Here is a 21019-nt window from a genome sequence, read left to right as displayed (position 1 = left end):
TCTAGGGTCGAGAAATGCTGAGTGTGGCGGTCGTGCCGTGATGACGGTGCTCCGCGCGGAGGGCGCCGAGGCACCGGAACCCCCTCCGGAGGAGCGGACGAGCCGATGGAACACCGCTGATCTGCGCCGCAAGATCCTCATCGGGGCGGTCGTGGCGTGGGCCGTGGCGATCACGGTGCTCGTGGCCGTACGCGGTGGGGTCGATGACGGCACGCCCGCCGCGACCGCCCCGTCGGCCGCGCCGTCCGCCTCGGACGCGCCCCTCACCGTGGCGCAGATCCACCAGACACTCACCCCGTCGGTGGTGGTCATCGAGACCACCGGGCACGACTCGCGGGCCCGTGCCGAGGCGGGCAGCGGCACCGGCGTGATCGCCAACGCCGACGGCAGCATCCTGACCGCCCTGCACGTGGTCGACGGCGCCGAGACGATCGCGCTCACCTACGCCGACGGCACCAAGGCCGCGGCGCGACTGCGCAGTGCCGACCCGTCCCGGGACATCGCCATGCTCACCCCGGAGAAACTGCCGGAGACGCTGGTCCCGGCGGTGCTCGGCGGCGGCGCGGCGGTCGGCGACGACGTGGTGGCGATCGGCAACCCGCTGGGGCTGGTCTTCAGCACCACCAGCGGCGTCGTTTCCGGGCTGAACCGGAAGCTGAACGGCGACGATGGTGAACAGGACATCGAAGGCCTCATCCAGTTCGACGCGGCGGTCAACCCCGGCAACTCGGGTGGACCGTTGATCAACGACCGCGGGCAGGTGATCGGGATCGTGATCGCGCTGGCCAACCCGAGCGGCGCCGGCACCTTCATCGGCATCGGGTTCGCCGTGCCGATCGGGGCGGCGCTCGGCGGCACCGGCGAGGGCGACGGCCAGTCACCTCCCCTCTGATGCAGTCACCTCCCCTCTGATGATGGAAAGCGAAGGACGAATGAGCTGGACCGACGCCCCGCCCGCCTCCGCCGGCCCGATCGAGAAGGTGCTGTACGAGGTCAAGAAGACCATCGTCGGCCAGGACAACCTGCTGGAACGGCTGATCGTGGCGCTGCTGGCCCGCGGGCACATACTGGTCGAGGGCGTGCCCGGCCTGGCCAAGACGCTCGCCGTGAAGTCGCTGGCCGAGGCGATCGGTGGCGACTTCCACCGGGTGCAGTTCACCCCCGACCTGGTGCCCGCCGACATCGTCGGCACCCGGATCTACCACCAGCGGACCGGTGAGTTCCAGGTCGAGCTCGGTCCGGTCTTCACCAACCTGCTGCTGGCCGACGAGATCAACCGGGCGCCCGCCAAGGTGCAGAGCGCCCTGCTGGAGACCATGCAGGAACGCCAGGTCACCATCGGCCGGGAGACCCACCGGCTGCCCAGCCCGTTCCTGGTGATGGCCACCCAGAACCCGATCGAGAACGAGGGCGTCTATCCACTGCCCGAGGCCCAGGTCGACCGGTTCATGATGAAGGTGGTCGTCGGCTACCCGAGCGTGACCGAGGAGTTCGTGGTGGTCGAGCGGGCCCTGGGCCGGGCCGCCGCGATCCAGCCGATCATCGACCCGGAGATCCTCACCGGGCTCCAGGACGAGGTCGACCGGGTCTACGTCGACCCGTCGCTGATCGAGTTCGCGGTCAACCTGGCGCACGCCACCCGTGACCCGGCCCGGGTGGGGCTCACCGACCTGGCGCGGTACGTCACCTACGGCGCCAGCCCGCGGTCCTCGATCAGCCTGGTGCTGGCCGCCCGGGCGCTGGCCTTCATCCGCGGCCGCGAGTACGTGGTGCCCGAGGACCTCAGCGACCTGGCCCTGGACGTGCTGCGGCACCGGCTCGTGCTCTCCTACGAGGCGCTCTCCGACGAGGTGACCGCGGATCTGGTCATCGCCAAGATCCTGGCGAACATGACGTTCCCGGAACCGGCGGGCCGGACTCGATGACGACGGCCCCCGATCGGCTGCTGCGGCGCCTCGAGTGGAAGCTCGGGCGCCGCCTCGACGGGCGCCTGCAGGGTTCCTACCGGACCGTGTGGCACGGGGGCGGGCTCGATTTCACCGACCTGCGGGCCTACACACCCGAGGACGACGTCCGGCACATCGACTGGAACGTGACGGCGCGGGTGGACGAGCCGTTCGTGCGGTTGTACACCGAGGACCGTGAGATGACGGCCTGGCTGGTGATCGACCGGTCGGCGTCGATGCGCTTCGGCGGGGGTGTGGGTAAGGAATCGGTCGCTGCCGAACTGGCGATCGGTATCGGGCGGTTGATCTCCCAAGGGGGGAACCGGGTCGGGGCGATATTGTTCGACAATGGTTCACATCGGGTGATCCCACCGCGGACCGGGCGGGATCAGATCCTGCGGATCGCACGTGAGCTGACCTCAAATGTCCTGAAAAAGTCGGATAAAACGACTGATATTGCGGCGATGCTCGCGCTGGCCGCCGCGACTACGGCGAAACGGCGCAGCCTCGTCTTCGTGATGTCCGACTTCATCGGCGACCCCGGCTGGGACCGGCCGCTCGCCCGGCTCGCCCACCGCCACGAGGTCGTCGTCATCCGCGTCGTCGACCCCGCCGAACTGGACCTGCCCGACCTCGGCCTGATCCTCGTCGAGGACGCCGAGACCGGCGAACAACTGCTCGTCGACACCAGCGACCCGCTGCTGCGCGCCCGCCTCACCGACCAGGTCGGCACCCGCGAACGGGAGATCGCCGAAGCCATGCGCCGGGCCGCCGTCGACCCCCACCGGATCACCACCGACCAGGACATGCTCGCCGGCCTGGTCGACATGGTCCGCCGCTCCGGACGGAGGCGCCGGTGACCTTCCTCTACCCGGCCGTGATCGCCGTCGCCGTCCTGCTGACCGTCGCGGCGGTGGCCGGATACGCCGGACTCGCCAGGAGACGCGCGGCGGCCCTGGCGGCGGCCGGCTTCACCACCCTGGCGAAACGGCGGCACCTGCCGTACGCGCTGATCCTCGCCGCCCTCCCGGTCATGCTGATCGGCCTGGCCCGACCACAGGCCGAGGTCTCCGTACCCCGGGTCGCCGGCACCGTCCTGCTCGCCTTCGACATCTCCAACAGCATGTCGGCCGGCGACGTCGCCCCGAGCCGGCTGGCCGCCGCCCAGCAGGCCGCGAAAGGCTTCGTCGAGGACCAGCCGGACAGCGTCGACGTCGGCGTCCTGGTCTTCGGCAGCGAAGCCCTGCTCACCCAGGCGCCCACCGACGACCACGCGGCCGCCGTCGCCGCCATCGAACGCGTCTCGCCCAGCGGCGGCACCTCGCTCGGCAAGGCCATCCTGGTCGCGCTCGGCACCATCACCGGCAAACCGGTCAGCCTGCCCGAACAGAACAGTCCCGCGCCCGACCTCGGCTACTGGCCGTCGGCCACCATCGTGGTCTTCTCCGACGGCGAGGAGACCGGCGGTCCCGACGTACCGGCCGCCGCCGAACTCGCCGCGGCCGCCGGAGTGCGGATCCAGACCGTCGGCGTCGGCACCGCCAAAGGCGGCACCGTCGAGGTGGACGGCTTCCAACTGGCCACCGCCCTCGACGAGACCCTGCTGACCACGGTCGCCCAGGTCACCGGCGGCACCTACTACGCGGCCGGCGACGCGGGCGCGCTCGCCGCCAGCACCGGCTCGATCGACCTGCGGCTCACCACCGAGAAGGAGCCGATCGAACTCACCGCGCCGTTCGCCGCGGCGGCCCTGCTGCTCCTCACCCTCGGCGGGCTGCTGGGCGTCCGCTGGCACGGAAGGATCATCTGATGTCGCTGAGCTGGCCGTGGGCGCTGCTGGCGGTGCTGGCCGTACCGCTCCTGCTGGCCGCCCGCTGGTGGCTGAACCGGCGCCGGAAGCGGACCGCGGTCACCGTCTCCAGCATCGCGCTGATCCGCGCCGCCCTGCCCGGGCGCACCGCCTGGCGCCGCCGGATCCCCGTCTACCTGTTCCTGGCCGGACTGGTCGCCCTCGCCGGCGGCGTGGCCCGGCCGCAGGCGTCGGTCACCGTGCCGTCCAACGACACCACCATCCTGCTCGCCATCGACGTCTCCGGCTCGATGTGCAACACCGACATCGCCCCCAACCGGCTGGCCGTCGCCGTCGACGCGGCCCGCGAATTCGTCGAAGCCCAGAAAGGCGACACCCGGATCGGCCTGGTCGCCTTCTCCGGCATCGCCGGCCTGCTGGTCGCGCCGACCGCCGACAAGGCCCCGCTGCTGGAGGCCATCGAAAACCTCAAGACCGGCCGCGGCACCGCCATCGGCCAGGCCATCCTCACCTCCATCGACGCGATCGCCGAGATCAACCCCGAGGTGGCCGGCACCGGCGTCGAACTGCCCGAGGCCACCACCCCCGACGGCGCCCCCATCGACTACCAGCCGGACACCATCGTCGTCCTCACCGACGGCTCCAACACCACCGGCGTCGACCCGGTCACCGCCGCCCAGCAGGCCGCCGCCCGCCACCTGCGGGTCTACACGATCGGCTTCGGCACCACCGACCCCCAGCAGATGGTCTGCACCGCCGACCAGGTCAGCGGCGACTCGGCCTTCACCGGCGGAGGCTTCGGCGGAGGCGGCTTCGGCGGCGGCGGCCGGGGCGGCGGCAACCGCGAGATCGACGAGGAGGCGCTCACCCGGGTGGCCGACATGAGCGGCGGCCGCTACTTCAAAGCCGAGGACGCCGAACAACTCACCGACGTCCTCGCCGACCTGCCCCGCGAATTCGGCCTCACGAAGCGGGACGTCGAGATCAGCGCGTGGTTCCTCTTGTTGGGCACGCTCCTGGTGGTCACCGGCGTGACCCTCTCCCTCTGGTGGAATCGAGGCCCAGCGGTCCGTCGCCCTTGACCCCTTCCGGTACGGCATAAAGCGCCCCCAACCGCACCCACCCCGCCCACTCTCCTCCCACGGTCTCCCCGCCCACTCTCCTCGCGCGGTGTCTCCGTCCACTCTCCTCGCGCGGTGTCTCCGTCCACTCTCCTCGCGCGGTGTCTCCGTCCACTCTCCTCGCGCGGTGTCCCCGTCCACTCTCCTCCCGCGGTCTCCCCGTCCACTCTCCTCACGCGGTGTCTCCTCGCCCATCCGCCCCGTCCACTCTCCTCACGTGGTCTCCTCGCGCGGGGCCTCCTCACCCACCCTCCCCGCCCACCCTCCTCGCGGGGTCTCGTCGCACGGCCTCCCCACGCGGATCTTGGACGATTTCCAACCGGATTCGATGGTCGATCGCCCAAGGTCGCAGGCTGCGGCTGCCTGGGCGCTGGGGATGCTTGGGCAACTGGATCTTGGGCGTCTTGCTACCGGATCGGGTGGGAAATCGTCCAAGGTCGCCAGCTGCCCAGCTGCCCAGCTGCCCAGCTGCCCAGCTGTCCGGCTGCCCGGCTGCCCGGGTGCGCGGCTGCTTGAGTGCCCGGGTGCCGGGGTGGCGAGATCTTGGGCGTCTTGCCACCGGATCGGGTGGGAGATCGTCCAAGGTCGCCAGATGCTCGGCTGCCGGGTGCCCGGGTGGCGAGATCTTGGGCGTCTTGCCACCGAGTCGGGTGGGAAAACGTCCAAGGTCGCCAGCTGTCCGGCTACCCGGCTGCTCGGGTGCGCGGCTGCTTGAGTGCCTGGGTGCCGGGGTGGCGAGATCTTGGGCGTCTTGCCACCGAGTTGGGTGGGAAAACGTCCAAGGTCGCCAGCTGTCCGGCTACCCGGCTGCCCGGGTGCGCGGCGGCTTGACTGCCCGGGTGCCGGGGTGGCGAGATCTTGGGCGTCTTGCTGCCGGATTGGGTGGGAGAACGTCCAAGATCGTCGGCTGTGGGTTGCTTGATGTGGTGAGGCGGTGCGCGGTGATTGCGGCGGGCAGCGGGGGCGATAGGCGGCAGGGGCAGCGCGGTAGGTGGTGGGCGCGCGGTGGGTGGTGGTCGCGTGGCAGGGGCGGCGCGGTGGGTGGTGGGCGCGCGGTGGGTGGTGGTCGCGTGGCAGGGGCGGCGCGGTAGGTGGTGGGCGCGGTAGGTGGTGGGCGGGGCGGTAGGGGCGGGGCGGGGCGGTGGGTGGTGGGGCAGGGCTGTGGGTGGTGGGGCGGTGGGGTGAGGTGGGGCGGGAATCAGGGGGCGGTGGTTAGGCGGCGGTGGCGTTGGGCGGCCATGCGTACGGGGGCGTTGGGTTCGCCGAAGCGGTCGTAGCCGGTGCGGCGTTCGACGATTTCGAAGAAGACGCGGCCGCCGAGGACCGGGGTGTAGAGGTGGAGCAGTTCGCCGCCGGAGGGGTCGCGGTCGTAGAGGATGCCGTGCTCGCGAAGGGTGGCCACGAAGTCGTCGGTGAGCCCGAAGCGGGCGGCCAGGTCGGCGTAGTAGTTCGCCGGGACCGGCAGCGGCGGCAGGCTCAGGGACCGGGCGGTGGTGATCAGGTCGGCGGTCGCGAAGGCCACGTGCTGTGGGTCGGACACGGCGGGTGCCCATTCGCCGCGGCGGAGCAGGGCCACGGTCAGGGCGACGCGGACCGTCCTCTGCGGATCGGCTACGGCGCGGGAGCGCATCAGGCCGTACGGTGCCGCGTATTCCTCGGTGGGAAGGTGATCGAGGCCGAGCACCGAGTGGTAGAAGAGCCCGGCCTCGTCGAAGTGGTCGAACGGCTGGGCAAGGCCGAGATGGTCGACGGTGAGCAGCCCGCCGCCGGGGCCGGACGCGGTGCCGGTGGGCAGGAAGTCGGAGCGCCAGTCGTCGCCGGGGTGGGTGACGAAGACGCTGGTGCCGTCCGGGGCGGTGATCGCGGCGAGTTCGGCCTCGCCTGGTTCGCGCACGTTGGGGTGGGCGGGGGCAGACAGCGCCTCGGCGCGGGCCAGGGAAAGCGGTGGGTTCTCGGAGGTGACCGCGAAGGCGCTGATGGTGGCCGGGCCGGGCTGGGTGACGGCGCTGTTCAGGACGATCCGGCAGCCGCCCTGTTCCCATAGTTCGACCGGTTTGGTGCGGTGCTGACCGGTGTGTGCGAATCCGAGTCCGCGCAGGGCGGACCGCAGCTCGGGCCCCGAGCGCCCGTCGACGGCGAACTCGGTGAAGGCGTGTCCGGCCAGCCGCGGGGCGGGAGGAAGCCGGCGAACGCCCGGTCGGTCCGCGAGGGAGGCGTGGGGTGCGGGGGCGCTGAGGTCGGGGGAGGCGACGGGTGCGGGGGTGCCGGGGGTGGGGGATGCGTGGGGTGCGGGGGCGCCGAGGTCGGGGGAGGCGACGGGTGCGGGGGTGCCGGGGGTGGGGGAGGCGTGGGGTGCGGGGGCGCTGAGGGTGGTGGCGGTGTGCGGTGCCGGGGTGCTGAGGGTGGGGGAGACGATGGGTGCGGGGGTGCTGGGGGTGGTGGCGGTGTGGGGTGTGGTGGGGAGGGTGGCCAGGCGGTCTTCGAGGAGGGTCAGGGAGCGCATCGCGTCGACTGCGGTTCGGGCCGGATCCGACTGGCGGAAGACGTCGTTGAAGACCTCCAGGGAGAGGGGTCCGTCGTAGCCGGCGGCCAGGACCAGGTCGAGGAAGTGGGGCAGGTCGAAGGCGCCCTGGCCGGGGAAGAGACGGTGGTGGCGGCTCCACTGGAGAACGTCCATCCGCAGGTGTGGGGCGTCGGCCAACTGCAGGAAGAAGATCTTGCCGGGGGTGATGGCGGCGATGCCGTCCGGGGGGATCTCGCGGGACAGTACGTGGAACGAGTCGAGGCAGAGCCCGAGCGCGGGATGGGCGGCCCGCTGGACGATCCGCCACGAGTGGTCCCACGTGGACACGTGGCGGCCCCAGGCCAGGGCCTCGTACGCGATCCGCATCCCGTGTTCCGCCGCGCGGTCGGCCAGCAGGGCGAGCTGGGCGGCGGCCAGGTCGTCGTCGGCGACGGCGGCCGGGGACACCGACGAGCAGACGAGGACGGTGTCGGTTCCGAGTTCGGCCATCACCTCGAATTTGCGCTCGGCCCGCGCGAGGTTGGCCTTGAGCAGCTCGTCCGGCACCGCCTCGAAGTCGCGGAACGGCTGGTACAGGTCGATGGTGAGGCCCAGGTCGGCGCAGCGCCGCCGGATTTCCGCCGGTGCCCACGGTGACACCACGAGGTCGTTCTCGAACAACTCGATGCCGTCGAATCCGGCGGCGGCGGCCGCCGTCAGCTTGTCGTCGAGGGTCCCGGATACACAAACCGTAGCGATCGACCGGCGCATCGGATCTCACTTTCGTAGATAGCCGGTCACCAGGTCGCCGAGCATGGTGCGGTAGTGCCCGCGGCGGGACTCGTCGAGCAGGTCCCGGTCGAAGAGCGCGCCCCAGGTGTGGCGGTTGGCGACGCGGAAGAAGCAGAACGAACTGATCATCATGTGTACGTCGAGAGCGTCGACGTCGTCACGGAACGTGCCTTCCGCGCGGCCCCGGTCGAGGACGCCGCGGAGCAGGTCGACGGCCGAGCTGTTCAGGTCGACGAGCCGGGCCACGTGGTTCATGTGTTTGGCGTGCTGCGCGTTCTCGACGCCGACGAGTTTGATGAAGGCCGGGTGCGCCTCGTGGTGGTCGAAGGTGACCTCGGCGAGGCGGCGGACCGCGGCGACCGGGTCGAGGTGGTCGACGTCGACGGTGCGTTCGGCGGCCCTGATCTCGGCGTACGCCCGCTCGAGAACCGCCAGGTAGAGCTGCTCCTTGCCGCCGAAGTAGTAGTAGATCATCCGTTTCGTGGTGCGGGTGCGGGCGGCGATCTCGTCGACCCGGGCGCCGCTGTAGCCGCGTTCCGCGAACTCCTCGGTGGCCACGTCGACGATCTCGGTGCGGGTGCGCTCGGCGTCGCGCCGCCGCTCTCCCGTCTGTGCCGTCACCGTCTTCTCCTGCGTCATGGAGGCAAGTCTGCCGTGGGGCTTGACAGTGTCCGCCGTCACACCCGATAACTAACGTACCAGTTCGTACATTAGAAGCGGAGATCCCTATGGCACGGTGCCGGTGCGGGTTGATCGGAGCCGGAATCGGCACGTCGCTGTCACCGGCGCTGCACGAGGCCGAGGGGCGCCACCACCACCTCGGGCTCACCTACACGCTGTTCGACACCGGGGACCCCGCGGATCTCGAACGGCTCCTCGACGAGGCCGACCGCGCCGGTTTCGCCGGGCTCAACATCACCCACCCGTTCAAGCAGCAGGTGATCAAACACCTCGACGACCTGTCCCCGCAGGCCCGCGACATCGGTGCGGTCAACACCGTGGTCTTCCGGGACGGGCGGCGACAGGGACACAACACCGACGCGTACGGATTCGCCGAGTCCTTCCGGACCGGTCTGCCGGGCGCGGCCACCGGCCATGTCGTGCAGTTGGGCGCGGGCGGCGCCGGAGCCGCCTGCGGTCACGCGCTGCGCGATCTCGGTGTCGAGCGCCTCACCATCGTCGATCCGGACGCCGAACGTGGCGGGGAGCTGGCCGACCGTCTCGGCGCGGCCCACGTCACGACGGCCGGTCCGGAGCTGCTCGCCGGCGCCGACGGGCTGGTCAACGCCAGCCCGGTCGGCATGCACCACCACCCGGGAACGCCGCTGCCCGCAGAGTCGCTCCACCGTGGCCTGTGGGTCGCCGACATCGTCTACATGCCGGTGGAGACGGAGCTGCTGCGTGCCGCCCGTGCCCGCGGCCTGCGGACCATCGGCGGCACGGCGATGTGCGCCTACCAGGCCGCCGCGGCGTTCGAGCTGTTCACCGGGTGCGCCCCCGATATCTCGCGGATGTTGCTTCACCTCTCCCAGATTCTGGAGCGGCAATGCTGACCGAGAGCACCACTCGTGAACTCCCCGAACCCCTCTCGCTACGCCGGATGGTCGGCCCCGGCGTCGTCGCCGTCGGCATCGGCATGGCGGCCGGCGAGATCATCCTCTGGCCGTACCTGACCGCGATCGGCGGCCTGGGCCTGCTCTGGCTGGCGTTCACCACGCTGGCCGTGCAGTTCGTCATCAACATGGAGATCGAGCGCTACACCCTGGCCACCGGGCAGACCGTGGTCGCCGGCTTCTCCCGCTGGTGGAAGGGCTGGGGCGTCATCATCTGCCTGGCCGGCGCCTTCCAGTACGTCTGGCCCGGCTGGGCGACCAGCGGCTCGACCGTCTTCACCTACCTGATCGGGGGTGGCGACCCGGTCTGGATCACGGTGGCCACCCTGGTGATCATCGGTGTGCTGCTGTCGCTGTCCAAGGTGGTCTACCGGACCGTCGAGCGGGTCGAGGTCGTCAAGGTCGCCCTGACGCTGTTCTTCCTGGCCGTCGTGGTCGTCTTCGTGATCTCGCTGAGCACGTGGGGCGACGGCGCGAAGGCCACGGTCACCGAGTTCGGGCAGATCCCGGACGGCATCACCTTCACCATGCTGCTCAGCGCGATCGGCGCGGCCGGCGCCGGTGGCGTGCACAACCTGGTGCTGAGCAACTGGATCCGCGACAAGCGGTACGGCATGGGCGCCCACGTCCCCCGGCTGATCTCCCCGATCACCGGGCAGGAGGAGGCGGCCGGCGGCGGCGACCGCTACACGTTCCCGCTCGACGAGTCGTCGATGGGCCGCTGGACGGTGTGGTGGAAGCGCGCCAACATCGAGCACCTGGTCACGTTCGTGGCGGTCTGCTTCGTGACCATCGGCGTGATGAGCCTGCTCGCGTACGAGACGCTGTTCGGCCGCGACGACCTCAAGTCGGACCCGTCGTTCCTGCGGATCCAGGGCGAGATCTTCGCGGCCGAGGTCGGCCCGTGGCTCAAGCTGCTGTTCCTGGCGGTGGCCGCGGTGTCGCTGTGGGCCGCCGCGATGGGCCTGCTCGACATCATCGGCCGGGTGGCGTCGGACTTCCTGCGCCGCAACTACCTCGCCGATTCCGCGCGCTGGACCGAACCGCGTATCTACCTGACCGTGGTGTGGGCCGAGATCGTGCTCGGCTCGATCATCCTGCTGGCCGGCTTCACCCAGCCGCTCGGCCTGCTGATCGTCTCCACCTGCGCGGCCTCGGTGGTGACACTGCTCTACTCGATCCTGCTGGTGAAGCTGAACACCCGGGATCTGCCGGCGCCGGTGCGGATGCGCGGCTGGCGGCTCGGCGGCATGATCGCGGCGATCGGCTTCTACGGCTTCTTCGCCGTCGCGATGGTCGTCACCCAGCTCGACAAGCTCTGATGCGGGAAAGGGGGGCCGAGGCCCCCCTTTCCGGCGGTCAGGCCCGGCGCCTACGGGTCCAGGAGAATCCGATCAGGCCGGTGATCGCGGCGAGCACGCCACCGGCGATCGTCCACACCCAACGGGACGAGAAGTCCGGCAGCCAGTCCAGCGAGATGCCGTCGTCGGCCTCGGCCGGCTCCTCCACCGGCGCGGCGGTCAGCACCTCGCCCGGCCGGTTGTCCGGCACCAGCGGCGCGGCGAGCGTTCCCTGGTCCGCGCCGGTGTCGCCGGTCGCGACGGTGAGGGTCAGGGCCACGTCGATCGGCAGGCCCAGGTCCTTCTCCGGCAGGTCGGTGCTGGAGAGCCGTACGTAGTAGGTGCCCGGCAGCGGGTCACCGTCCCACGGCTCGGCCCACGACCGGACCTGCCGCAGCCGGCAGCCGAGGGTGAGCTCGGTGTCGGAGACCGCGGCGACCGGGCTCTGCTCGCCGCCCACGCACGCCTGCCGCCGCCGCAGTCCGTCGAACACCTCGACGGTCCAGGACTGGGCGCCGGATCGGTCGGCGGCCTTCGACAGGTCCACGGTGACCGCGAGCTCCGGGCGCTGCCCGGCCTCGGCGGGGAACGACCAGTAGAGGTAGTCACCGGTGACCGCGGCGACCTTCACCGGCTGTTCGGCGGTGATGGTCACCGCGGTCAGGAAGGAGGTGCCCGCCGAGCCGATCGCGGCCGGTTTCGGCTCCGCAGAGGGGTCGGCGAACGCGGGCGAGGGCAGCATGATCACACCGAGGGCGATCAGAGCCGGAAGAACGCGCATCAGTTCACTCCCCACTTGGCGACCCACCAGCGGGTCAGCCATCCGGCCAGCACACCGGCCACCAGTCCGGCGATCGCCAGCACGAACAGCAGCAGCAGGCCACGGCCCAGGCCCGGCGCGTCCGGCGCCTCGGAGGCCGGGGCCAGGCCGATGCTCAACTCGACCGGCATGCCAGGGGCGCCGGCCGCGGTGGCCGAGGCGAACGAGTTGCTGACCTCCAGGCAGATGTCCGAGGTCGCGGAGAGGTCCGGCTCCTCGTCACCGGACCAGCGCAGGCCCGCCGAGATCACGTCGGCGCGGCCGCTGCTCGCGTCCACCCCGCGGACCAGTTCCCGGCCGTCCATCGTGGCCGCCTTGATCAGTACGCCGTAGTCCCGGTTCAGCGGCCGGTCCAGCGCCACGCTCACCGAGGCGCGCAGCTCGTCGCCGGAGTCGACGGCGACCCGGTAGTAACGGTGCTCGCCGATCAGCTCCCGGTCGGTGTAGACGCCGGCCGCCAGCAGCGGCGCCTTGGCGCAGTCCTTCGCGCCGGTCACCGCGGCCGGGGTCACCGGCGGCGGCAGCGCGGCCCGGTCGACCAGCTGCTTGATCCGGTCGGTCAGCTCGTCCTCGCTCTGCGCCGCGGCGTACGTGCCACCGGTCGCCTGCGAGATGCAGACCAGCTGCTTGCGGGTCTTCTCGTCGGGCGCCAGGCCGAGCGTGTCGACGACCAGCTCGGTGCCCTGCGCGGCCAGCTCCCGGGCGACGTCGCACGGGTCGGGCGGCGTGCAGGTGTCCTCGCCGTCGGTGATCAGCACGATCCGGCGTACCGATCCGGTGTCGCCCAGATCCGCCGCCGCCTCGCGCAGGGCGAGGCCGATCGGGGTGAAGCCGGTCGGTTTCAGGGTGGCGATGGCGTTCTTGGCGGCGACCCGGTTGACCGTGCCGACCGGAACGATCTGCTGGGTGTCCTGACAGCCGAGCCGCTTGCTCTTGCCGGCGTAGGTGGCGCCCAGCACCCGGATCCCGAGCTGGGTGGTCTCCGGCAGCGAGTCGACGACCTCGTTGAACGCCTGCTTGGCGACGGTCATCCGGGTGGCGCCGCCCTCGACGTCGGCGGCCTTCATCGACCCGCTCACGTCGAGCACCAGCTCGACCACGGGCGGCTCGGTCTCGGTCTCGTCGGCGAGCGCGGGGCCGGCACCCAGGAACGCGGAGGCCGCGATCAATCCTATTGCTGCCACTAAGGACAGTTTTCTATGGATCACGCGGCAAGATCATAAACAACCTTCAACGGTACGGCGTACGCCGCCCCCCGGCCACCGATCTGAGCCCGGCGGTCGCGTCGCGGGCCGGACCCGGCAGTGGGATCGCGTGGTGCCGCGGAGCGGGCGGAATGCGGTTCGGGGGCGGGGTGCGCCGTACCGGAGACAGGTGTTGATCTTTATCGGTAAGCGGCGTGGCCGGTGAGCGTCTGGCCGATGACCAGCGTGTGGATCTCCGAGGTGCCCTCGTAGGTGACCACCGACTCGAGGTTGTTGGCGTGGCGCAGCGGAGAATACTCCAGAGTGATGCCGCTGCCGCCCAGGATGCCGCGGCACTCGCGGGCGATGGCCAGCGCCCGGCGCACGTTGTTGAGCTTGCCGACGCTGATCTGGTGCGGCTTGATCCGGCCGGCGTCCTTGAGCCGGCCCAGGTGCAGCGCGAGCAGCGCGGACGTGCCGAGGTCGACCGCCATGTCGGCCAGCTTGCCCTGGGTGAGCTGGAAGGCGGCGATCGGCTTGCCGAACTGGACGCGGTTGTTCGCGTAGTCGATCGTGGTGCGCAACGCGTCGAGGGCCGCGCCGACCGAGCCGAAGACGATGCCGAACCGGGCCTCGCTCAGGCAGCTCAGCGGGGCGCCCAGGCCGGCCGCCCCGGGCAGCATGGCGGAACCGGGCAACCGGACGTCGTCGAGGGCCAGCTCACCGGTGATCGAGGCGCGCAGCGACAGCTTCCGCTTGATGGTCCGCGTGGTGAAGCCGGGAGTGTCCTTCGGTACCAGGAAGCCGCGGATGCCGTCCTCGGTCTGCGCCCACACGGTGGCGACGTCGGCGACGCTGCCGTTGGTGATCCACATCTTGGAGCCGTTCAGGATCCAGTCGCCGCCGTCGCGGACCGCGCGGGTGCGCATGTTGGCCGGGTCGCTGCCGAAATCCGGTTCGGTCAGGCCGAAGCAGCCGATCGCCTCGCCGGCCGCCATCCGGGGCAGCCACTCCTGACGCTGCTCCTCGGAGCCGTACTTCCAGATCGAGAACATCGCGAGCGAGCCCTGCACCGAGACGAAACTGCGCAGCCCGGAGTCGCCGGCCTCCAGCTCCAGGCAGGCCAGGCCGTACGCCACGGCGCTGGTGCCGGCGCAGCCGTACCCCTCCAGGTGCATCCCGAGCACGCCCAGCTTGCCCAGCTCGGGGGCGAGTTCGCGAGGGAAGGTGCCGGCCTCGAACCAGTCCGCCACATGCGGGCGGACGTGGTCGGCCACGAACCGGGCCACCGTCTCCCGGATCTGTCGCTCCTCGTCGCTGAGCAGGCTGTCGATGTCGATCAGGTCGAGTGGATCGGTGACGGTCATGCGTCGATTCTGCACCGAGGGCCTGATCAGCGTGCTCTCAGCCGGGTGATCTAGCCTCTTGATCATGGCGGCCGCGATACCGGGACTCAGTGACCTCGTCGATCCGTCCGTCCGGGACGCCGTCTCGGGCTTCCTGGCGGATGTGGAGACCGGGCTGTACACCGCCGTGGCCAGCCCCGACCCGCTGGTCGCCGAGGTCGCGGCGCATCTGGTGCGGGCCGGCGGCAAGCGGTTCCGCCCGATGGTGGTGGCGCTGTGCGCCCAGTTCGGCGACCCGGGCCGCCCCGAGCTGCTGCCGGCGGCGGTGCTCATGGAGCTGACCCACCTGGCCACCCTCTACCACGACGACGTGATGGACGAGGCGGCCCTGCGGCGCGGCGCGGCCAGCGCGAACTCGCGGTGGAGCAACCGGCTGGCCGTGTACGTCGGCGACTTTCTGCTGGCCCGGGCCGCGTCGTTGGCCGCCGGCCTGGGCGACGAGGCGGTCCGCCTCCAGGCCGCCACCCTGTCGCAGCTGGTCCGCGGCCAGCTCGCCGAGACCGTCGGCCCGCGCGGCGGCGACCCGATCCAGCACCACCTGCGCGCCATCGAGGACAAGACGGCCTCGCTGATCGCCAACTCGGCCCGGTTCGGCGGACTGTTCTCCGGGCTGTCCCCGGCACACGTGGAGACGCTCGCCGCGTTCGGCACCGCTATCGGGATCGCCTTCCAGCTCTCCGACGACCTGCTCGACATCGCCTCCGAGTCGGCCCAGTCCGGCAAGACGCCCGGCACCGACCTGCGCGAGGGCGTGCCCACCCTGCCGGTGCTCTACGCCCTGTCCGACCCCTCGGCCGGCAGCCCCCGCCTGCGGGAACTGCTCAGCAAGGGCCCGCTCACCGACGATGGTGAGCACGCCGAGGCGCTCGCCCTGCTGCGCGAGTCGGCCGCTCTCAAGCAGGCCCGGGAGACCGTGCACGGCTACGCCGAGGCGGCCCGCCGCAGCGTCGGCACGCTGCCCGCCGGGGCCGCCCGGCAGACGCTGGAGCAGTTCTGCCACTACATCGCGGATCGCACCGGCTGACCCCGCGGGCGCGCATTCCTTCAGTCTCGCAGCGCCCTGCCGATGGGAGCCCCGGTAGAACCGTGCCCAGGCAGCAGTCGGGAGTGAGATGCGCAGCGTTCCGTTCGGCCGACGCACCGGCGACGAGGGTTTCACCCTCATCGAGGTGCTCGTCTCCCTGGCGGTCTTGAGCACCGCCATGGCCGGGCTCGGCGCGTTCTATGTCAACGGGAGCCTCGCGGTCGCGCAGCAGCGGGACCAACGGCAGGCGGCGCAGGTCGCCAGCGGCACGCTGGAGCAGGTTCGCGCGCTGGAGGGGTCGGCGCTGCTCGACGGTCGCGGTGAGGCGAAGGTCAAGGCGCAGTGGCAGGAGGTGCAGGCCGGTCCGTTCAAGGACAAGGTGACGCCGTATCTGGACACCATGGCCACGCCCTTCGACGCCGCGCAGGGTGAGTACGCCTACGACGCGAGCGCCGTCGACAAGGGCGACAACGCGCCGCTGCCGACCGCGATACAGCGGATCTCCACCGGAGGCATGGCCTTCGAGCAGCGGCTTCTCGTGTCGGGTTGCGAGGTCTATCCACTCGCCGCGAAGGATGAGGAGAAGGACGACTGCGTCCGTCCGCTCCCGATCGGCGACCCCAAGCGGCCGACCGACACCACCTCGATCCTGAAGTACTACCGGATCGTCGTGGTCGTCTCCTGGCCGCACAAGAGTTGCCCGGCCAACCAGTGCGCGTATGTCGTCTCGACGCTGGTCTCCCGGGTCAAGGACGATGCGGTGTTCAGCGACAAGCGGCCGACGCCGCTCATCCGCATGCCGCTCATGCAGACCTTCTACCGGGGCCGGTCGGGTGTCACGGTCTACATGAAGGCCACCGGCGGCAACCTGCCCAACACGTGGAGCGCCACCAACCTGCCCGACGGTCTCCGTATCGACCCGGTGACGGGTGAGGTGTCGGGTACGCCGACGAAGACCGGCAAGTGGTCGTTCGCCACCACGAACACGGCTATCAAGGTGACCGAGAGCACCCCGCCGGCCGGTGCCTCGCTGCGCTCCGACACCGACGCCGACCTCAACCTGGTCTGGGAGGTGGTCGATCCGCCGACGGTCACGGTGCCCGTCGATCCGGCGAGCCGGTCCGGGGACGCCGTCCGGATTCAGCCGGTCGTCACCGGGGGTGTGGGGCCGTTCACGTACCAGGTCGAGGCGCCGTTGCCCACCGGCTTGGTGATCGATGCGAAGACGGGCCTGATCACCGGAACCGCGGCCCAGACCTTCACCACGACCATCGTCGCCACCGATGCCAACGGCATGAGCGGCAAACTCACGCACACCCATACCGTTCTCGACCCACTGACCGTGCAGGCGATTCCGCCGCAGCGGATCGCCGTGTCGTCGACCCTCACTCTCGCCATGGCGGCGGCGGGCGGTGACGGGAAGTACACCTACGCGGCGTCCGGTCTGCCCGTGGGATCGGTCATCAACCCGTCCACCGGGGTGATCTCCGGATCTCCGGTGCTAATCGCCGGTCGCTACCTGCCGACTGTCACGGTGACGGACGGACGGGGCTCGACGGTGAGCACCACCTTCGAGCTGCTCGTCACCTCCGCGTCCGGCCTGGCCGTCACGTCTCCGGCCGGACAGGTGGACTCCGTCGTCGGCCAGGAGGTGACGTTGCCGGTGACCACCAACGCCGACACGGTCGGTGCGCAGGGCGTCAAGATCACCGCAGTCGGACTGCCGGCGGGCACGTCATGGCAGAACGGCAACGAGGCCATCTCCGGTACACCGCTGCTGGCCGGTACCTACACCGTCGCCCTCACCGCGGTCAGTTCCCATCCGGTGGAGACCGTGATCCACACCTTCGTCTGGAGAGTCAGTTGAGCCGCGGGGAGGCCCGAGTGCGAGATCGTCGAACGGGTGGTGAGGATGGCTTCTCCCTCGTCGAGATCCTCATCACCACCGCGATCATGGCGGTGGTGATGGCCGCGGTGACGACCGCCACCATCGAGGTCTATTCCGGCGCCAAACGCATCGAGCACACCTCCGTCGCCCGTGACCAGATGGACAACGGTTTCCGTCGGCTGGACAAGGAGCTGCGGTACGCCACCTACATGTCCGAGCCCGGCCAGTACCACGACGGCTGGTACATGGAGTACGCCCTCCCGGCGCCGGCGGAGACCCCTGCCGACATTCCGTGCAGGCAACTCAAGCTCGACGGTGGTGTGCTGAGCCTCGCCAGCTGGGTCCGGTCCGGTGGGGCGACGCAGACGCCGGGGACCCCGGCCGCACTCGCCAGCGGCGTGGTCCTGGAGAGCGGCGTCAAGCCGTTCACCGTCTACAAGCCCGGCGACACCCCGTACGTCAAGGAGAGCGCCGGAACAGCGGGGGTCGGCACGGGCTTCGGCAACGCCTACCAGATGACCCGGCTGCGGTTCCAGGTCCAGGAGGGCACGGTCACCATGCCGTTCGACAGCGTCTTCACCTCACAGAACATGACCGGCGAAGCGCCGCCCGCCGGAAGCACGGACTGCGGTAAGGGAAGGCCGAAATGATGAAGCTGCACCGCCGCGCCGGTGACGACCGCGGGTCACTGCCGATGGTGATGATGGTCACCTTCGTCGGCCTGGCCCTGTCCGTGGCGTTTCTCCCGACGATCGTCCGCCAGGTCGTCACCACCCGCAGCTTCATCGACCGCGACACCGCCCTCAACGGCGCCCGCATCGGTATGGACGTGGTGATGGCCCGCGTCGCCGCCGCCTCCGAGAAGGTGGCCCAGGGCGACGTCCGGGGCCTGCTGGAAGATCTTCCCAAGTGCCTGGTGGAGGGCGACGCCGGGGTGTCCGCCGCCGGTGAGAAGCTCGCCTACAAGGTGACCATCACCTACTACAGCGAGAGCGGCAAGAAGCTCGACTGCCCGCTCAAGGAGACGCCGAAGACCGCGAGGCTGGAGTCGCAGGGCTTCAACAGCAGATCGCCCGGCTCGCGCATCCTGGACGGCACCTACACGTTCGCGATCGACAACTCGAACGTCGACGGCGGTGCCATCCGGATCTCCTCCTCGACCATCGGTGACCTGTGCATGGACGGGGTGCAGAAGTCCCCGGCGCCCGGCGCGGCGGTCGTCATGCGCCGGTGCGACGGCGGCAGCACGCAGCAGTTCCAGTACACCAAGGAGCTGTACGTCCGCCTGGTGAACTCGGAGACGGCCACCGCCGCCAAGGGCATGTGCCTGTACGCGGGTGCCGACGCGCACAAGAGTGGCACCGGCACCGTGTTCCAGCCCTGCCCGAGCGGAACCGCCATCGCGACGCAGTTTCAATGGAGCCTCGACGGCAGCAGTGTCATGCACTCCGCGGGCCCGGATCGGAAGGTGGAGAACCTCTGCCTGAACCTGAAGACCGCCAGCAAGGTCGACACACCGCTCCAGCTGGGATCCTGCGGCGCCAGCGGGACGTTGAACGTCTGGCGCTTCGACCCCGGCGTGGGCGCCGGCATGGCCGGTGAGGAGACCTACCAGCTGGTCAACTATGCCCAGTTCAGCCGCTGTCTGGACGTCACCAACAAGGACACCGGTTACGCCTACATGATCGCTTGGTTCTGCAAGCAGGATCCGAGCGGCGTCGTCGAGTGGAACCAGATCTGGGTGCACCCGATCCCGGTGGAACCCGCCACCGAGAAGGACGGCCCGATCGTCGTCACCAAGGACAACGTCAAGTACTGCCTCAGGTCGCCGTTGACCGGCGAGAGCTGGGTGACGACGGAACGATGCCCCAGCAACCTGAGCGTCGCCGCACTACCGGACCGGCTGATCTGGAAGGTGCGCCACCAGGACAAGACGTACACCAAGGCGTACCGCATCGAGGACCGGGCCGGGCTCTGCCTGCAACCCACGGATCTCGCCAAAGCGACCAAGGACACCACTCACAGCGACGGCACCAGCCGGGTCAAGGTCGCCGCATGCGGCGCCTCCGAGTTGCAGAAGTGGAACGCCCCGGCGAACCTCAGCGGCTTCAGCCCGATCGGCGATGTCACGGAAAGGTGATCGAGCACGGCGAATCTGTGGCAGCATTGGCGGCGATCGATGAGGGGGCCGCCATGCCGGAGCCGTCCGCCGCCGCCCGCGAGCTGGTCGCCGGCGCCTACGACACCCACGTGCACGTGGCGCCCGACGTGATGGACCGCCGCATCGACGATCTGGACCTGGCCAGGCGCTGCCGTGAGGTGGGCCTGGCCGGTTTCATTCTGAAATCGCACTATGTCACGACAGCGGAACGCGCCGCCGTCGTCCGCAAGGCGGTCCCCGGCGTCGACGTGCTCGGCGCCGTCACCCTGAACGGCTCGATGGGCGGCATGAACCCGGCCGCCGTCGAGATCGCCGGCCGTCTCGGCGCCCGCGTCGTCTGGATGCCCACGGTCGACTCGCGCAACCAGCGCACCAGCACCGCCGGCGACCTGCCCGGCGCGAAACCGGCCATGTGGGGCGCGCTCCAGGCCGACCTGCACGCCCAGGGCATCGTCCCGGACATCGTCGAGGTGGTCGCCCCGGACGGCCGGGTCCTGGAATCGGTCCGCCGGGTGCTCCGGGTGATCGCCCGGCACGACATGGTGCTGGCCACCGGGCACCTCGCCGCCGCCGAGATCATCGCCGTGGTGCTGGCCGCCCGCGAGGAGGGCGTCCGGCGCGTCGTCGTCACCCATCCTGAGTTCACCTCGCAGCGCCTGCCGGTGGCCGATCAGATCCGGCTGGCCTCGCTCGGCGCCCTCCTGGAGCGCTGCTTCACCACCCCGCACACCGGCAAGGTCTCCTGGGACGACCTGATCGCCACCATCCGCGCCGTCGGTCCCGAGTACTCGGTGCTCTCCAGCGACCTGGGCCAGCCCTTCAACCCGCCGGTCGAGGACGGGCTCGCCCTCTTCGCCGACCGCCTGCTCGGCGCGGGCTTCTCCACGGCCGAGATCCACACCATGGCCGTCGTCAACTCACGCTTCATCGCCTCATGAAACCCCTTTCCCGGTACGCCGTCCGCCGTTCGGCGACCGCATCGGGGCACGTCCCGTGGCGCACCGCGGCCCACTGCCGGGTCGAGGCTCTGCCGCGACCGCCGGGCTTACCTCGGTGGTAACCCTCCGGCTGGTCGTGAGCGCGGTCTCGCGCCGCCCGAACCAGCGCTGAGAGCCGGCCGGACCACCGGCTCCGCCCGGCGGCGCCTCGCGGGCGGGACCACGCACGGCGATCGCGGTGCGCCACGGGACGTCCCGGCCGTGGTAGGGGAACGCGCACCCCGTACCTCTAGACGAGTAAGTCCTAACTCCTTGAGCGCGAGGAGTGTGCAACTGCCCTGTACGCATGACTAGTTGTCACAGCCACTTGTCAATGCGAAACACGAAGGGTGTCGATGATCTGTTTGTGACGACAGACATCAACACCCTTCTCACCGCACTTTACGTGAAGATCGACGACTGGCTCGGCAAGC

At 70.5% G+C, this 21019-nt stretch carries 17 protein-coding genes; 12 read left to right on the top strand and 5 right to left on the bottom strand.

The annotated features are described in order from the left end of the window. The first annotated feature begins 40 nt into the window (after nucleotides 1-40). From J5X75_RS00085 to J5X75_RS00065, 5 genes are read left to right on the top strand one after another with little or no spacing between them, the layout of a single operon-like run. Nucleotides 41-892 (top strand): S1C family serine protease, encoded by an 852-nt coding sequence (locus J5X75_RS00085; RefSeq protein ID WP_208465033.1) that lies wholly within the window; start codon nucleotides 41-43, stop codon nucleotides 890-892. Nucleotides 893-932: 40 nt separating this feature from the next. Further along, entirely contained in the window at nucleotides 933-1925 is a 993-nt protein-coding gene (locus J5X75_RS00080; RefSeq protein ID WP_208465032.1) for an AAA family ATPase, read from the top strand. Continuing rightward, nucleotides 1922-2806 carry a DUF58 domain-containing protein gene (locus tag J5X75_RS00075; RefSeq protein ID WP_208465031.1) on the top strand — a complete coding sequence of 295 codons (885 nt, stop codon included), beginning with the start codon at nucleotides 1922-1924 and terminating at the stop codon, nucleotides 2804-2806. The genes J5X75_RS00080 and J5X75_RS00075 overlap by 4 nt, the downstream gene beginning before the upstream one ends. Beyond that, complete coding sequence (locus tag J5X75_RS00070; RefSeq protein ID WP_208465029.1) at nucleotides 2803-3756, top strand: VWA domain-containing protein; 954 nt, start codon at nucleotides 2803-2805, stop codon at nucleotides 3754-3756. Before J5X75_RS00075 ends, J5X75_RS00070 begins: the two co-directional genes overlap by 4 nt. Beyond that, nucleotides 3756-4838, top strand: coding sequence for a VWA domain-containing protein (locus tag J5X75_RS00065; RefSeq protein WP_208465027.1), 1083 nt, complete (start codon nucleotides 3756-3758; stop codon nucleotides 4836-4838). The genes J5X75_RS00070 and J5X75_RS00065 overlap by 1 nt, the downstream gene beginning before the upstream one ends. A 1237-nt stretch (nucleotides 4839-6075) precedes the next feature. Here J5X75_RS00065 and J5X75_RS45275 read toward each other — a convergent pair. Both J5X75_RS45275 and J5X75_RS00055 read right to left on the bottom strand, forming a co-directional pair. Further along, a complete protein-coding gene (locus J5X75_RS45275) occupies nucleotides 6076-8151 on the bottom strand; it encodes a bifunctional sugar phosphate isomerase/epimerase/4-hydroxyphenylpyruvate dioxygenase family protein (protein ID WP_274383394.1) in 2076 nt (691 codons plus the stop codon). Nucleotides 8152-8157: 6 nt separating this feature from the next. Further along, nucleotides 8158-8811, bottom strand: coding sequence for a TetR/AcrR family transcriptional regulator (locus tag J5X75_RS00055; RefSeq protein WP_208465026.1), 654 nt, complete (start codon nucleotides 8809-8811; stop codon nucleotides 8158-8160). A gap of 110 nt (nucleotides 8812-8921) precedes the next feature. On the opposite strand from J5X75_RS00055, the gene J5X75_RS00050 reads away from it, so the two are divergent. Next, a complete protein-coding gene (locus tag J5X75_RS00050; protein ID WP_238487100.1) occupies nucleotides 8922-9725 on the top strand; it encodes a shikimate dehydrogenase in 804 nt (267 codons plus the stop codon). Next, a complete protein-coding gene (locus J5X75_RS00045) occupies nucleotides 9719-11107 on the top strand; it encodes an Nramp family divalent metal transporter (RefSeq protein WP_208465023.1) in 1389 nt (462 codons plus the stop codon). The genes J5X75_RS00050 and J5X75_RS00045 overlap by 7 nt, the downstream gene beginning before the upstream one ends. Before the next feature lie 37 nt (nucleotides 11108-11144). Here the strand turns inward: J5X75_RS00045 and J5X75_RS00040 are convergent, their stop codons facing one another. The 3 genes from J5X75_RS00040 to J5X75_RS00030 all read right to left on the bottom strand — a co-directional run bounded on the left by J5X75_RS00040 (nucleotide 11145) and on the right by J5X75_RS00030 (nucleotide 14496). Then, nucleotides 11145-11906 (bottom strand): peptidase, encoded by a 762-nt coding sequence (locus tag J5X75_RS00040; protein WP_208465022.1) that lies wholly within the window; start codon nucleotides 11904-11906, stop codon nucleotides 11145-11147. Further along, complete coding sequence (locus J5X75_RS00035; protein ID WP_208465021.1) at nucleotides 11906-13153, bottom strand: VWA domain-containing protein; 1248 nt, start codon at nucleotides 13151-13153, stop codon at nucleotides 11906-11908. The genes J5X75_RS00040 and J5X75_RS00035 overlap by 1 nt, the downstream gene beginning before the upstream one ends. 176 nt (nucleotides 13154-13329) lie before the next feature. Next, on the bottom strand, nucleotides 13330-14496 hold the full coding sequence (locus J5X75_RS00030; RefSeq protein WP_208465020.1) for an acyl-CoA dehydrogenase family protein: 1167 nt from the start codon (nucleotides 14494-14496) through the stop codon (nucleotides 13330-13332). A 64-nt stretch (nucleotides 14497-14560) separates the two neighbouring features. On the opposite strand from J5X75_RS00030, the gene J5X75_RS00025 reads away from it, so the two are divergent. The 5 genes from J5X75_RS00025 (at nucleotide 14561) to J5X75_RS00005 (ending at nucleotide 20546) form a co-directional block, all read left to right on the top strand. Next, nucleotides 14561-15559, top strand: coding sequence for a polyprenyl synthetase family protein (locus J5X75_RS00025; RefSeq protein ID WP_208465019.1), 999 nt, complete (start codon nucleotides 14561-14563; stop codon nucleotides 15557-15559). Nucleotides 15560-15647: 88 nt separating this feature from the next. Further along, complete coding sequence (locus J5X75_RS00020) at nucleotides 15648-17426, top strand: putative Ig domain-containing protein (protein WP_208465018.1); 1779 nt, start codon at nucleotides 15648-15650, stop codon at nucleotides 17424-17426. 17 nt (nucleotides 17427-17443) lie between these two features. Further along, nucleotides 17444-18097 (top strand): PulJ/GspJ family protein, encoded by a 654-nt coding sequence (locus J5X75_RS00015; RefSeq protein WP_208465017.1) that lies wholly within the window; start codon nucleotides 17444-17446, stop codon nucleotides 18095-18097. Next, on the top strand, nucleotides 18094-19587 hold the full coding sequence (locus J5X75_RS00010; protein ID WP_208465016.1) for a ricin-type beta-trefoil lectin domain protein: 1494 nt from the start codon (nucleotides 18094-18096) through the stop codon (nucleotides 19585-19587). Before J5X75_RS00015 ends, J5X75_RS00010 begins: the two co-directional genes overlap by 4 nt. A gap of 53 nt (nucleotides 19588-19640) precedes the next feature. After that, a complete protein-coding gene (locus J5X75_RS00005; RefSeq protein WP_208465015.1) occupies nucleotides 19641-20546 on the top strand; it encodes a DUF6282 family protein in 906 nt (301 codons plus the stop codon). Nucleotides 20547-21019 lie beyond the last annotated feature (473 nt).

The organism is Actinoplanes flavus (genome assembly GCF_017592555.1).
Classification (GTDB): domain Bacteria; phylum Actinomycetota; class Actinomycetes; order Mycobacteriales; family Micromonosporaceae; genus Actinoplanes; species Actinoplanes flavus.
This window is presented reverse-complemented; position numbering and strand designations above follow the sequence as displayed.

What these genes read in the sequence shown, in the direction of transcription:
- J5X75_RS00080 (WP_208465032.1), top strand. Translation starts at nt 933, where the DNA reads ATGAGCTGGACCGACGCCCCGCCCGCCTCCGCCGGCCCGATCGAGAAG.
- J5X75_RS00025 (WP_208465019.1), top strand. Translation starts at nt 14,561, where the DNA reads ATGGCGGCCGCGATACCGGGACTCAGTGACCTCGTCGATCCGTCCGTC.
- J5X75_RS00020 (WP_208465018.1), top strand. Translation starts at nt 15,648, where the DNA reads ATGCGCAGCGTTCCGTTCGGCCGACGCACCGGCGACGAGGGTTTCACC.
- J5X75_RS00085 (WP_208465033.1), top strand. Translation starts at nt 41, where the DNA reads ATGACGGTGCTCCGCGCGGAGGGCGCCGAGGCACCGGAACCCCCTCCG.
- J5X75_RS00055 (WP_208465026.1), bottom strand. Translation starts at nt 8,811, where the DNA reads ATGACGCAGGAGAAGACGGTGACGGCACAGACGGGAGAGCGGCGGCGC.
- J5X75_RS00045 (WP_208465023.1), top strand. Translation starts at nt 9,719, where the DNA reads ATGCTGACCGAGAGCACCACTCGTGAACTCCCCGAACCCCTCTCGCTA.
- J5X75_RS00030 (WP_208465020.1), bottom strand. Translation starts at nt 14,496, where the DNA reads ATGACCGTCACCGATCCACTCGACCTGATCGACATCGACAGCCTGCTC.
- J5X75_RS00040 (WP_208465022.1), bottom strand. Translation starts at nt 11,906, where the DNA reads ATGCGCGTTCTTCCGGCTCTGATCGCCCTCGGTGTGATCATGCTGCCC.
- J5X75_RS00010 (WP_208465016.1), top strand. Translation starts at nt 18,094, where the DNA reads ATGATGAAGCTGCACCGCCGCGCCGGTGACGACCGCGGGTCACTGCCG.
- J5X75_RS45275 (WP_274383394.1), bottom strand. Translation starts at nt 8,151, where the DNA reads ATGCGCCGGTCGATCGCTACGGTTTGTGTATCCGGGACCCTCGACGAC.
- J5X75_RS00075 (WP_208465031.1), top strand. Translation starts at nt 1,922, where the DNA reads ATGACGACGGCCCCCGATCGGCTGCTGCGGCGCCTCGAGTGGAAGCTC.
- J5X75_RS00005 (WP_208465015.1), top strand. Translation starts at nt 19,641, where the DNA reads ATGCCGGAGCCGTCCGCCGCCGCCCGCGAGCTGGTCGCCGGCGCCTAC.
- J5X75_RS00065 (WP_208465027.1), top strand. Translation starts at nt 3,756, where the DNA reads ATGTCGCTGAGCTGGCCGTGGGCGCTGCTGGCGGTGCTGGCCGTACCG.